Source organism: Protofrankia sp. Cr1 (genome assembly GCF_963555865.1).
Classification (GTDB): Bacteria; Actinomycetota; Actinomycetes; order Frankiales; family Frankiaceae; genus Protofrankia.
Genome location: NZ_CAUVXO010000002.1, coordinates 46,907 through 58,980, shown reverse-complemented (window position 1 = coordinate 58,980; position 12,074 = coordinate 46,907). Strand labels below are relative to the sequence as shown.

Below are 12,074 nucleotides of genomic sequence, written 5' to 3'. Positions count from 1 at the left end.
GTTCACGCGTGACTGAGGCTTCGCCGGTTGGCACGTTGGCACGTTGGCACGTAGACAGGGAGGACAATCAGATGCGGACCAAAGGCGCCCTTCTCTGGGGTGTTGACCAGCCGTGGAGCATCGAGGAGATCGAGGTCGGTGACCCGCGATCCGGCGAGGTGCAGGTCCGGGTCGCAGCCACCGGCATATGCCACACCGACGCGCATCTGGCCAACGGCGACTTTCGGCTGCCGGCGTTCCCCGCACTCGGCGGGCATGAGGGCGCCGGCGTTGTCACGAAGGTGGGGCCGGGGGTCCGGGAGCTGGCCGTACGTGACCGTCCACGAGACGTTCACGATCAAGATCGATGATGACATCCCGCTGGACAAGGCGGCGCTGGTCGGCTGCTGTGTCACCACCGGTTGGGGTTCGGCCACGACCACGGCGAACGTCCGGCGGGGGACCCAGTTGTCGTCGTGGGAATCGGCGGGGTGGGCATCAACGCGGTCCAGGGAGCGGTGGCGGCCGGCGCGCACCGGGTCATCGCCGTCGATCCGATCGCGTTCAAACGGGAGGCCGCGCTCCGGTTCGGCGCGACCCACACGTTAGAGGTGGATGCAACCCGAGGGTCGAGATCCCGCGGCTGCTGGCGATGTACCGCGATGGCAGGGTGAAACTCGACGAGCTGGTCACCAGCACCTATCGGCACGCCGATATCAATACCGCCTTTGCGGACATGTGGGCGGGCCGCAATCTGCGCGGAATGATTGTGTACACCGACGCCGACTACTGACGTCCGGTGCCGCCGGGAAAAACCGACCACTACGGTTCTGGAGGAAAGATGGACCTCGAACAGAAAACAATTTTTGTGGACGGGCAGTGGCGGGTGCCGTCATCCGGCCGGACGATCGAGCTGGTGAACCCGACGACAGAGGAGCGGCTTGGCTCGGCACCATGGGGCGACGAGGATGATGTCGATTCCGCGGTGGCAGCCGCTCGGCGCGCCTTCCGCGAGGGTCCGTGGGCGGATAGCTCGGCGACGGAGCGGGCCGACGTATTGGACCGGCTCGCGGACGAGGTGGAGAAGCGGGGCGACGAATTAGCGTCGTTGGTGGCACGCGAGATCGGGCAGCCGCTGGAGTTCTCGCGTTTCTACAATGTCACCGCGCCCGTCGGCGTCCTGCGCTTCTATGCCGGCGTGGCGCGTGAACGGCCCAGCGAGGAGGTTCGTCCCGCGGTCTTCTGGCCCGGGCACACGGTTGTCCGGCGTGAGGCGCTGGGTGTCGTCGGCATCATCGTGCCCTGGAACTACCCCCAGGTCCTCGCAATGATGAAGATTGCTCCCGCGCTCGCCGCCGGCTGCACAGCGGTCGTCAAGCCCGCCGCCGAGTCGTCGCTGGACGCCTGCCTGCTTGTCGAGGCGGCCGAAGCGGCCGGCCTGCCCGCCGGTGTGCTCAACGTCGTGCCCGGCGGTCGCGACACCGGCGAGCTGCTGGTCCGGCATGCGGACGTCGACAAGATTGCCTTCACGGGCTCGCCGGTGGCGGGCCGGCGGATAGCCGCGCTGTGCGGTGAACTGCTGCGTCCGGTGTCCCTTGAGCTGGGCGGTAAGTCCGCGGCCGTCATCCTTGAGGACGCCGACCTGGATACAGTGATCGATAATCTGACCGGAATGTCCTTCATGAACAGCGGGCAGACGTGCTTTCTGCTCTCGCGGGTGCTTGCGCCGCGCACCCGGTACGACGAGGTCGTTGATGCTCTCGCCGAGATTGCGCGCGACCTGATTGTGGGGGACCCGCTCGATCCGGGGACGACGACCGGTCCTCTCGTCAGTGAACGGCAGCGGGAGCGGGTCGAGGGGTACATCGCGGTCGGTCGTGCCGATGGCGCCCGTCTGGTAACCGGTGGCGGGCGGCCCGCCGGTCTGGACCGCGGCTACTTCGTCGAGCCGACCGTGTTCGCGGACGTGGACAACTCCTCACGACTGGGCCGGGAGGAGGTCTTCGGACCAGTGGTCGCCGTCATGCCTTATCACGACGAGGACGAGGCGGTCGCGCTGGCCAACGACTCGGACTACGGCCTGGGTGGAGCCGTCTACACCACCGACATCGCCCACGGTCAGGACGTCGCCCGCCGGATCGAGACTGGGACCATCGGCATCAACTTTTACGCCCCGGACGCAAACGCGCCGTACGGCGGCGCCAAGACCAGTGGTCTAGGCCGCGAGTACGGGCCGGAGGCCGTCGACACCTTTCAGGGCGTCAAGTCAATCTTCGTTCCGGCTGGCTGACCGGGGAACCTTCCGACGGCGCAGAGCGCCGGGTGCAACATCAATATATTGACCCGGCGGGTTCGTGTGGTGACAGCGACCGGGCCCGAGACTGCGCACCCCGGTTCACCGCCACCTGCATCCCGAAGAACGCCAGCGTGCTGACCATGGTGGAGAGGTTCGTCTCCGCCATGGTCAGCACGTTCCCGCACCGCGGGGAATTTATCCCCGCTGGTCTTGCGCGGCGCGTGGCAACAGGCGCGGCCACGGCAATGAGCCGGATCCGACGGGTAGGGCGGCGCACGTCCTCACCGGGTGCAGGGCACGTTGGACAGGCCGCTGGCCGCAGCGGTGACGGTGTTGCTGCACGAGACGGTGTTCCTGGTCCTGTCCGGCTTGTCGATGCTGACGCCGTAGCCGGGGCCGCGGACGTCGAGGGTGTTGCCGGTGATGATGTTCCCCGTGCCCCAGCCGTCGAGCAGGACATGGGTCTGGATGCCATCCTTCGGACTGTTCACACCCCTGTTGCCCTCGATACGCCAGTTGTTGCCCTTGACATCCACCCAGGAGTCTGCGGAGTTCGCCCCGGTGATCGTCGAACCGTCGAAGCTGTTGTTGCTCAGAACGCCGCCCGTTGTTGCTTCTTTGATGTCGACGGCCTCGGCGGTGACTCCGCTGATGGTGTTACCGATGATCTGGTTGCGGTCGGAGTTGTCCGGCTTTCCGCCGCTGAACTTCGTCCAGTTCGACTTGGCCGTACCGATGTAGATGCCCTCGCCGAAGCCGGCTTCCTTGCGGCCGGTGCCGCTGACGGTGCATCCGACGACGAAGTTGTCGGTGGAGAAGTTCCGCAGGTGGATGGCCTCGTCACCGACGTTGCGCACCAGCAGTCCGGTGATGACCGCGCCGCTGGTCTGGTCGGTCATCACCCCCTTCTGGCCGTTCTGGATCGTGAAGCCCTCCAGCCGCCAGTAGTCGGCGTTGTCGAGATGGAAGCCGTAGCCTTCCTTGATCGACCCTCCGTCGATCACCGCGTTGCGGGAACCGCGCACCGTGATCGGAGCCTTCGCGTTCGCGGGCTGGCTGGCGACGAAGTGGCCGCTGTAGTTGCCGTCCGCGAGATTGATGAGGTCTCCCGGCTGGGCGGACGCGAGCGCGGCGGTCAGTTGATCCGCATTGGAAACCGGGACCGTCCGCAATGGATCAGGCGCGTTCGGTACCTGTGCCAGCACGGCGGCTGGTACCTCGGCGGTCGGCGCGGCGGCCGGAGCCGACGTGGCCGATGTCGATCCGTCCCCGGTGGATGTGAAGGCGGCTGTCACTTCGGCGCTCTCGGTGTTCGTACGGACCCGTGCGGTCAGCGTGTGCTTGCCCGCGGCCACCGCGTCGAGATGGACTGTGAACGGAGCGTCCCGGTCATCGAGCACCGTGTTGCCGTCGAGAGAGAACTTGACGCGTTCGACCTTGTCAAGGGTGTCCGTACCCGGATTCAGGGTGACATCCATGCCGGCCGACACGGACTGCCCGTCCAGCGGGCGCGCGTCGACGGCAAGCACCCAGCGGCCGGATGCAGCGGCGGAGGTCTGCGGGCTCGCCGCGGTCGTGGATCCGGTTGTACCGGCGGCGTGCGGGGCCGAGGAGCCGCCACCACCCAGGACGACGACGAGGAGGACAAGGATGACGACGGCAGCCGCGATAGCGCCGCCGAGCGGCAGCCACAGCCGGCGCCGCGTGCTCAGCATCGAGTGGAAACCCTCCCGGTGTCTCGCCGGTCGGGCGACGGCGGTGGTGTCGCCGCTGCGACTACCGCTGTAGCCGCCGCTGTCGGTCTTGTCGTTGTCGCCGTAGCCGCCGTCGTTGTCGCCGCCGCTGTCGGTGTTGTCGCGGGCGCGACCGTCCGTTGAGGTAGGTCCCATCCGCTGCTCCCCGTGGTGCGATGTCTGCAACTGATCCGTACCGGAGCATACTGGGGCCTTTGAAGGTGACCGTGACCGACTGGTTCTCCGCTGCTCGCTCGCGCTTCTCGGGAGTCTGCGGGCCGGCCGGCAAATATGATCACACAGTTCGGCGGACGGCTCACTGGAGGGCGCCGGTGCGTGACGGGGTCTGGCCGGATAGTTCCACCGGGTGCTGGCTGAAGCGGGACCACCGGAAATCCGGGATATCTGCGCCGACGCGCCTGAAATGTCTTTAGCGGAGTCGGCAGGTCCCATCTCGGCCGGTTCTGTTTCCGTCGCTTCTGTATTATCGCTTCCATCGCCGGGCGGACGAGCCTCCGGAAGACCTTGCGAATCGTGATGAATGCGTCGCGAATTTCGATCGTGGCCGTGGTGCGGGACCCGTTGATATCAGCTATATCTCCCGGGTTACCGGTCCATGGGCTCGATCAGGTGGGTTCGATCAGGTGGGCGCGGGGACCTCGTCGCACGAGGGTGATCTGGCAAGGCCGGTTTCGGGAAGGGAGCCGGACTTGCCCGAACTCGCCAGATCGAGCACCATCTGGATGTCGGTAGCTTCGCTCTCGTGACCGACGGGTGCTCGGCTTCGACCTGGCCGCGGAGGCGGTTGGGTCGCTGATCCGGTGGCGGTAGCGGAGTTTTCGCTCACCGCTCGCGTGCAACATGTTTGTGACGTGGCGCTCCGTCGCAACCGGCGTGGGATGACGGGAGCCGACGACGACGGATGGAGCGGGCGCCCGAGGATGGAAGCGAGTGGCTCTCGAACCAATGCGCCGCTGCCGGATGGAAGGGTGGAACGTGTGCTGACTGTTGCTGGTTGTCAGCTGAGGGTTGATGTCGCGTGGCTCGGCTCAGATGCGCGCCAGAAAGATGTGGTCATGCCCACTCCGTTGGCGTCCAACGTCCATCCGACTCTATAGCTTTGGCGGTGGGTGTCACTTCTGGTCGTTCGGTTATGTGCCAGGCTGTCGCGTCGGGGGATGGCGGGACAGACGATGGGGAGGCTTGTGTGCGCGAGGTTAAGGTCAAGTTCCATGTGAGAGACAGGGAGGCGCTCCTCCTGACCCTCAAGGCACGAGGCATCGACCTGGGCGAGCCGTTCTTTCAGGATGACCAGGCGTACGCTCCCGATCGCTGGACGTTCGCCGACAGCCGACTGGGCGTCTCCTTCCCACGGCTTCGTACGATAAACAACCGTCATTTTTTCGCGTTGCGGCGGCCGACTGTTAATGCCCAGGCATGTGATGCATACGAGACCGAGGTTGCTGATCGTGACCAGATGCATCAGGCGATCCTGAACATGGGTTTCTGCCCGACGGTGCGGGTGGCCAAGACACGGCGAACGGCACGGGTGGGAGACGTATCACTCTGCGTCGATGAACTGGACGGTCTGGGTATGTTTCTGGAGCTCGACTGTCCGGTACCCGCGCATGAGTCGGTGGTTGTCGTCCAGGAGGCGTTGAATGCATTCGTGACTTCCCTGTGCGTTGATGTGACGCGTACGGAGGAGACGTGTGACGCGCTGGTGCGAACGGCGCAGCTGCGGGCAGCCTGAGTGCGTCACGGTGGACCTGTTCGGTATCGATCTGGTTTATCCTGATTAGTCTGTACCGGTTTAGTCTGTACCGGTTTAGTATGTACAGAGTTGGTCCCTGTGCTGCTGGTCTGTGGTGTTGGCCTGTGTGGCCGTTGCCCTGGGGCGGGGTCGGTCGGGTGGGATTCACCCTGAGGGCGTAAGCACAGGAGCTTCCGTCGGGTTGTGCCTGCGTTGTTCCATCTCCGGTGCATAAACTGCTCGTTGAGCAGGTGAGGCGCCGAGTTCGGGCGCACGCAACTACAGACGGGCGGGCTCCAGCACATGTCGCGACGCCGGGTCCGACTGGGTGGGCTCGTGGTGGACGGGCTCGTGGTCGACCGACGGGGCATCCCGTGGTCTGGTCGAGCTGGCTGGTCCGCATCCGGTCCGTCGCCGGCGGTACAGCGAAATACATTCGAGAGTCGCTCCCAGGCATGACCGGGACAGCTGCCTGCGCGGTATCGGTGTCGGCGGGTCCCGCTTGCGGGCGTGCCGCGTCATTCGGCTACTTCGTCCGTTACACGAGCCGTGCCGGGCTACCGCGGTGGCGCCGGCGGTCTATCGATCGTGCATGGACGCTTGCGACCCGAGCCGTGCGTGGCGTGCTTTCGCTTCTTTTCCCAACGGTGACCGCCGGCCTGGTAGGAGTATCGGCACACCACGGTTCTGCGGGACAGCCGGCCGGTGTGTTCGGCTTCGGCAGGCGTTCGCCAGGCTGGATCCTGCGTTATGCCATGGTCCGACGGGGGCCGCCGGGATGCGTATGTGGCCGGGACCGCCGCACCACCTTGTCGATCATGAGGGTTGGCGGTCGCTGCGTACTCGGCCTCTGAGCCGGTCCACAGAGCTGCGTCCGGGGTATCCGCGGGCAATTTCGGATCCAGACTGTGATCGGTCCGGTCGCGATCGGTCCGGTCGCGATCGGCTGGGTCCGACCGGGTGCCCGTTCTCGCGCGTCCGCCAGGCTGAGAGGGACAGCGCTGCGACCCGCGACGTCGCGCCCCCTGTCGCCGGCCGCTCCCCGTCATTCGAACCTTCGAGGATGGCCCTTGTTGACCACTCGTGACACATGGTCGCCACGACGCCACGGCGATCCCGGCTGGCCGGAGAACGATTCCGGACAGACCGACCAGGCGCAGACCGCCTCCGGCGCGGTGATCCGCCGCCAGCCGGGCGAACTCGAAGGAGCTGTCCTCGCGGCGCTGTGGGATGCTCGAATGCCCGTGAGTACCGGCGCCATCCAGCACAACCTGGGTGGGGGGCTCGCGCACAGTACAATAGCCACCACACTTGGGCGTCTCATCACCAAGGGGCATGTCGAACGGGTACGCGTCCGGCGGGTGTGGATGTACCACGCGACCCGATCTCAGGAGGAGTATGCCTCCGCACGAATGCTTGCGTTGCTGGGTCAGGTCGCCGACCAGGACGCGGCGTTGCGTCACTTTGTGAGCGGTCTTTCGCCCCGGCAGGTGCGGCTGCTGTGGCTTGTGCTCGGCGCGGCCGGCGGAGACTCGTGCGAGCGTGGCACCGATGAGCCGGCACATGATCTTTATGGTGACGGGGATGGATCGGGAGCGGGTGGGATCGGACAGACCTGAGATCCTGTTTTGGATCTTCTGGGCATGGCTCCCACCTTGCGATGCATGTCCGCCAGTCCCGATCTCTGATCCACACCCCTATTCCCGGGCACTCTTATGAGCGAATCCCCTAAAAATATTAGGTCATCGAAAATGACCTCGAAAACGTCGGTCGACAAAGCCCTGCCGTCCGGATGGCGGTGATGAACCCGAATCCAGTGTGGCCTGTTGGTGGCATCCCATCCGCATCCGCATCCGCACGTGCACACGTACATCCGCATCCGCATCTGCATCAGTGGACAGCGACCTGACTGGTTGAATCCGACCCCCAGAGGGCATGTTCACGCCAGCCCGGGCGGCCCTGGCCGACCCGGGCTCGGACTGCCGAACGCCGCTGGGGATGCGAGAGCTCTGGCTGACTAGGCCCTTCGCCGCCTGTAGTACTCGACGATCCACGCGTCGACGTCGCGTTTGCGCCACACACGGGTGCCTTTGGATGTCGCGGTAGGTGCGTTGATGACCTGTAGCGGAGCAGGGAACTGAGGGTCTCGGCGCGTCCAGTAGTCAACCGCCTGGCGCGTGATCTTCAGTTGGAAGGCTATGTCCCCGATGCCGACCAGCCGCTCACTGTCGTCCACCGGAACAGCGTAACGGCTTTGCTGGTAGCCAAGCACACCGCTATGGTTTGTTTTGCTGAACAGCAAATGTTCTGGGAGGATACGGATGGTGGCACCGGTAACCCGCCGCGACGTGGTTCGGGCGACGCTGGATCACGACGAGGCATACGATCAAGATCCACAAGGGGACCCTCCAGTCTCGGTACCCCGCTATCGTCGCGCGGTGCGGGCGGCGATCGATGTCGTACCCGAAGTCGTGACGGAGAAGGGAATGCGCAGGTCAGAGGGTGATTTCGAGGCATACTCGGCGGGTGTGCGCGACGCGTTGGATGCGGTCGCGGACGCGATCGCACGTGTTGTGGAGGGCGCGGGGGATTCGGGTTCGCCGGGCGACGGTGGCTCGGCGCGGACCGCGACATGACCGGAGCGTCAGCCGAGAGGCTGCCAGCTGAGCACTGTGGGGCAGATGGGCCGCCTGCAGCGGCGGGAAGCCCGCCGGGCTCGCCGGGCCGGACGGGATGTCCGAAGCTTCCGAACTGGGAAGGAGGAACGCTCGTGTGGGACGACGCACGCTCCGACGACGATCGTGACATCGGATGGGGCGACGACCGGGACACCTCGCAGGAGGGCGCGGACACCGACATCGAGTGGCTGCGCGCCGAACGTCCACCGCATCACATCGACCGCGACACGTCCTGACATGCCCGCGGATGAGGCTCTGAACAGTCTGAAGGTCGAGCTGCGGGCGCGCCAGCTCGCGGCACGCGCCGGTCGGATCGCCCGTACCGACTTCGGGGCGGGTGGCGGATCGGCGTCAGAGGGTTCGATCGAGGCGTACACCGCCGCTTCGTCGACCCGACGCGTATTGGATCTTCCCGAGGTGGCCGCGGCGCGCTGCGTGGCTGCGTATGTGAACCTGCCCGGCGAGCCGGAGACAGGTCGGCTTCTCGGGCAGCTGCGGGCCCGGGGGGTGGGTGTCCTGCTGCCGTCGATGCGACCCGATCTCGACCTGGATTTCCGTGAGTACAACGGATCGCTGATTGCAGGCGCCTTTGGAACTCGTGAACCTCCGCTCGGTGCAGTGATTGTTGATCTTATCCGTGCGGATGTCATCGTTGTTCCGGCGTTGGCGGCCGACGTGCGTGGAGGGCGATTGGGGCGTGGCGGTGGCTCCTACGACCGGGCGCTGCGGCGCGCGAGACCGGACGCGCTGATCGTGGCAATGGTGCACGACCACGAGCTGGTCGCCCACGTGCCGACCGAACCCCACGATATCGGCGTCCATGTCGTTGTCACACCGCGTGCCACGGTGCGGTGCGGGGCTGCCGGCTTGTCGGTGGACCCGCGGTAGCGCTATTGGTGCGCGGTGTAGTGATCATTGGCGTTGACGCTGTGCCGGCGGAGCTGGCAGCCGGCTCGGATCGTGGTCTGAGGGTGGTCGTCGACGCGGAGGTGCCGTCTCGGGTTAGAGTTGGCAGTCACCGAAGTCGAGTGCTAACTCCTGGGAGGAGTCCGTGCCGCGCTACGAGTACCGCTGCACCGCGTGCGATCAGGATCTTGAGGTTGTGCAGAGTTTCAACGATGCGGCGCTGACCGAGTGCCCCGCCTGTGGCGGCAAACTGCGCCGGGTGTTCAGCCCGGTCGGCATCATGTTCAAGGGTGCCGGTTTTTACAAGACCGACAGCCGATCCGGTGGCGGTGGAGTCCGGGACCGGGCGAAAGACAAGGTCGGCAATGAGGCCGGCGCTGACACATCCAGTAAGGAGACCGTCGGGGCTGGTGCGCCCGCGGGGGGCGGCTCGGTGGACGCGACGTCGAGTGCCGCAGGCTCGTCGACGGCCACGAGCACGGCGTCATCGGCTGGTTCCTCCAGTTCCTCTGGTTCAACCAGCTCCTCCGGCGGCTCGGGTACCGCCGCGGCCTGATCGATGCGGGCTCCCTCGGACTCCTTCGGGGCTTCCGTGGGAGCCCGAGGTCGTTGGTGACTCCCTGACTGCACCGGCGACCGGTCTGTGTAATCCGGGCACTTGCGATGGGTCGGATTTCCACAGGAGACGGCCTCGGGCGTACGCGGACAGCGCTTTGTCCACAATGCGCACTCCGGTCGTGACTGCTTCCTACCCGGTGGCTAATGTGATCTTCACGTTCACTCGTGAAGATCGTGGAGGTCGCGATGTGGCTTGCCGGACGCACAACTGCGCGTATCGGGGAGGTACGTGCCTGGCGGCTCGCGGTTGGGGCCCGGCGGCGGGTTCTTGCGGGTGTCTTTGCCGGTCTGGCTTTGCTCCTTGCCGCCGGCGCCCTGCGATCCAGCCAACCGCTGGCCGGCACAGCGGTGGTTGTGGCGGCCAGCGAGCTGGAGGGCGGGGCGATCATTGCCCCGACCGACGTCCGGATCGTGTCGTTACCGGTGGATGCCGTGCCAGTGGGTACCGCCCGGCGCTTCGAGGAAGCCGTCGGGCGGACCCTGGCAGCGCCGGTCGGTCGTGGCGAACCGATTACCGATGCGCGGTTCCTCGGTCCCGGCCTGCTCACCCAACGGCAGGCAGCCGCTGGCCTGGTCGCGACACCGGTCCGCGTCAGCGATGCCGGATCGGTTCTGTTCCTGCGCGTCGGTGATCGGGTGGACGTGCTTGCGGCGTCCACCGAGATGGCCGTGCCAGACGCGAGCTCACGGAACGGGTCGACGACAAGGCAGCCAGGGGTGCCCACCGGCGACACATCGGCAGGGCCGACAACCGAAGCCGGCACCGCGACGGTCGTTGCATCCGACGTCACCGTCCTAGCAGTTCTCCGCCCCCGTGATGCAGCGGAAGGTGTCGTAGCCACGACTGACGGCGCGCTGCTCTTTGTAGCAGCGCCGCCACGCGTTGCGGCTATTCTTGCCGGTGCGGCAGTGCACGCCAGGCTGTCGGTGACCGTGCTGGGGCGCCGAGCATCGTAGTACTACTGATCCATATCGCTACTGATCCATAGCGTCATAGCCCCGCAAGCAGCCGTTCGACCGTGATGATGGTCTGTAGCCAGGAACATCGTACGATCAGTTACTGTTCGAAGTCAAGACAAAACGGAAAGTTCCCACCCGGTGTGCGAGGTCCGGCCTGTGCGTGCTTGTATCGGAGCTTGTCGACCGGAGCAGACCGCGGCCGATCCCGAGGCGATCGTGGTTGGCGCGGTCACCCTGCTCAGGTGGGAACGAGCCGCGATGAGGCCGCTCGGCTCTTGGTGTATTTGCGGGGAGGGAACGACGATGGGCATATCCATCGACGATGGTGCCTGTGGTGTGTGGCAACGCGTGCCCGACGAGGTCATCAGCCGGCTTGACGGGCTCCCGGGGGCGGCCTACGAGGTACCGGATGAGGTCACATGTGCGCTCGAGACCGGGCATCCCGACAAGCACATGGCGGTTCTACAGGGCTGGGGCAATCAGGAGGCGTGGTTGGTCTGGGCTACACCCACAACGGTCACTGCGCCGGGATGCCGGGTGGATGGACTGACCTGCCTGCTCCCGGTGGGACATGTCGGACGCCATCATGTGATCATGACGGATGTGGTGGAGGACGAAGGTCCCTACTGGTGCGACAGTCGCGCTGATCTGGAACTACAGCGCACGCCGATCTGATCGGAGGTTCGGTCACGGCTGTCAGCCACGGTTGGTGTCCACGGCGACGGTGTCGGTGCGAAAGACAAGCGTGACATCGGTATCGCTGGCGAAGTCGACGAGACGGGCGTGGTCCGGCAGCTCGCCGAGCAGCCAACAAAGATCGGAGACGGTACTTCCTTCGCAGGCCGTGATGGAGTACACCTGCGATTCGCCCCGGGGCGGACGCGCGTGCATCGGATCTTCACTTTCCCGCACGCGCGTCTGGTTCCCGCCGCCCGCGGCAGGGAGGGTCGCGCCCGTCAGTGGTCCGGCGGGTCCGTGTGGTGCGGCTTTTTTGTTCATGGACATAGAGTCGCTGTGGGCCTGAGTCAGGTCCATCCCGGTAAACGGGGAGTTTTGGGCGTCGTTCCCGAATTGGGCGCTTTCTCGGTTGCCCACATGGCCTGCCTGGACTCGGAGGGCTCGGCTGTGATTCCCTCATCGTGCGAGGGCCC

The 12,074-nt window shown here is 65.8% G+C and carries 13 protein-coding genes and 1 pseudogene; 10 read left to right on the top strand and 4 right to left on the bottom strand.

The window, feature by feature from the left end; translation table 11 throughout:
- Window positions 1-71 precede the first annotated feature (71 nt).
- Both U9980_RS28350 and U9980_RS00885 read left to right on the top strand, forming a co-directional pair.
- A pseudogene (locus tag U9980_RS28350) lies at window positions 72-772 on the top strand (alcohol dehydrogenase catalytic domain-containing protein).
- Window positions 773-820: 48 nt separating this feature from the next.
- Complete coding sequence (locus tag U9980_RS00885) at window positions 821-2,269, top strand: aldehyde dehydrogenase (protein ID WP_322766253.1); 1,449 nt, start codon at window positions 821-823, stop codon at window positions 2,267-2,269.
- A 40-nt stretch (window positions 2,270-2,309) separates the two neighbouring features.
- On the opposite strand, the gene U9980_RS00880 is transcribed toward U9980_RS00885, so the two are convergent.
- Both U9980_RS00880 and U9980_RS00875 read right to left on the bottom strand, forming a co-directional pair.
- Window positions 2,310-2,441 carry a hypothetical protein gene (locus tag U9980_RS00880; RefSeq protein ID WP_322766252.1) on the bottom strand — a complete coding sequence of 44 codons (132 nt, stop codon included), beginning with the start codon at window positions 2,439-2,441 and terminating at the stop codon, window positions 2,310-2,312.
- Between the two features lie 115 nt (window positions 2,442-2,556).
- Window positions 2,557-4,164: a right-handed parallel beta-helix repeat-containing protein gene (locus U9980_RS00875; protein ID WP_322766251.1), complete on the bottom strand. Its 1,608-nt coding sequence runs from the start codon at window positions 4,162-4,164 to the stop codon at window positions 2,557-2,559.
- 1,051 nt (window positions 4,165-5,215) lie between these two features.
- Between U9980_RS00875 and U9980_RS00870 the strand changes: the two genes are divergently transcribed.
- Window positions 5,216-5,761: a class IV adenylate cyclase gene (locus U9980_RS00870; RefSeq protein WP_322766250.1), complete on the top strand. Its 546-nt coding sequence runs from the start codon at window positions 5,216-5,218 to the stop codon at window positions 5,759-5,761.
- 1,073 nt (window positions 5,762-6,834) lie between these two features.
- On the top strand, window positions 6,835-7,380 hold the full coding sequence (locus tag U9980_RS00865) for a BlaI/MecI/CopY family transcriptional regulator (RefSeq protein WP_322766249.1): 546 nt from the start codon (window positions 6,835-6,837) through the stop codon (window positions 7,378-7,380).
- A gap of 398 nt (window positions 7,381-7,778) precedes the next feature.
- On the opposite strand, the gene U9980_RS00860 is transcribed toward U9980_RS00865, so the two are convergent.
- The gene (locus tag U9980_RS00860; RefSeq protein ID WP_322766248.1) at window positions 7,779-7,997 is read right to left on the bottom strand and encodes a hypothetical protein; all 219 of its coding nucleotides are present in this window, start codon (window positions 7,995-7,997) and stop codon (window positions 7,779-7,781) included.
- 85 nt (window positions 7,998-8,082) lie between these two features.
- On the opposite strand from U9980_RS00860, the gene U9980_RS00855 reads away from it, so the two are divergent.
- The 6 genes from U9980_RS00855 to U9980_RS00830 all read left to right on the top strand — a co-directional run bounded on the left by U9980_RS00855 (window position 8,083) and on the right by U9980_RS00830 (window position 11,598).
- Window positions 8,083-8,397, top strand: coding sequence for a hypothetical protein (locus U9980_RS00855; protein ID WP_322766247.1), 315 nt, complete (start codon window positions 8,083-8,085; stop codon window positions 8,395-8,397).
- Between the two features lie 134 nt (window positions 8,398-8,531).
- Complete coding sequence (locus U9980_RS00850) at window positions 8,532-8,675, top strand: hypothetical protein (protein ID WP_322752191.1); 144 nt, start codon at window positions 8,532-8,534, stop codon at window positions 8,673-8,675.
- A gap of 1 nt (window position 8,676) precedes the next feature.
- Complete coding sequence (locus U9980_RS00845) at window positions 8,677-9,327, top strand: 5-formyltetrahydrofolate cyclo-ligase (RefSeq protein WP_322750551.1); 651 nt, start codon at window positions 8,677-8,679, stop codon at window positions 9,325-9,327.
- Between the two features lie 163 nt (window positions 9,328-9,490).
- Window positions 9,491-9,901, top strand: coding sequence for an FmdB family zinc ribbon protein (locus tag U9980_RS00840; protein WP_322750550.1), 411 nt, complete (start codon window positions 9,491-9,493; stop codon window positions 9,899-9,901).
- A 227-nt stretch (window positions 9,902-10,128) separates the two neighbouring features.
- Window positions 10,129-10,920, top strand: coding sequence for an SAF domain-containing protein (locus tag U9980_RS00835; protein ID WP_322750549.1), 792 nt, complete (start codon window positions 10,129-10,131; stop codon window positions 10,918-10,920).
- 306 nt (window positions 10,921-11,226) lie between these two features.
- Complete coding sequence (locus U9980_RS00830; RefSeq protein WP_322750548.1) at window positions 11,227-11,598, top strand: hypothetical protein; 372 nt, start codon at window positions 11,227-11,229, stop codon at window positions 11,596-11,598.
- 21 nt (window positions 11,599-11,619) lie between these two features.
- Here U9980_RS00830 and U9980_RS00825 read toward each other — a convergent pair whose 3' ends face one another.
- Window positions 11,620-11,835 carry a hypothetical protein gene (locus U9980_RS00825; RefSeq protein WP_322766246.1) on the bottom strand — a complete coding sequence of 72 codons (216 nt, stop codon included), beginning with the start codon at window positions 11,833-11,835 and terminating at the stop codon, window positions 11,620-11,622.
- Between the last annotated feature and the right edge of the window lie 239 nt (window positions 11,836-12,074).

What these genes read in the sequence shown, in the direction of transcription:
- U9980_RS00845 (WP_322750551.1), top strand. Translation starts at nt 8,677, where the DNA reads ATGCCCGCGGATGAGGCTCTGAACAGTCTGAAGGTCGAGCTGCGGGCG.
- U9980_RS00885 (WP_322766253.1), top strand. Translation starts at nt 821, where the DNA reads ATGGACCTCGAACAGAAAACAATTTTTGTGGACGGGCAGTGGCGGGTG.
- U9980_RS00855 (WP_322766247.1), top strand. Translation starts at nt 8,083, where the DNA reads ATGGTGGCACCGGTAACCCGCCGCGACGTGGTTCGGGCGACGCTGGAT.
- U9980_RS00830 (WP_322750548.1), top strand. Translation starts at nt 11,227, where the DNA reads ATGGGCATATCCATCGACGATGGTGCCTGTGGTGTGTGGCAACGCGTG.
- U9980_RS00880 (WP_322766252.1), bottom strand. Translation starts at nt 2,441, where the DNA reads ATGGCGGAGACGAACCTCTCCACCATGGTCAGCACGCTGGCGTTCTTC.
- U9980_RS00875 (WP_322766251.1), bottom strand. Translation starts at nt 4,164, where the DNA reads ATGGGACCTACCTCAACGGACGGTCGCGCCCGCGACAACACCGACAGC.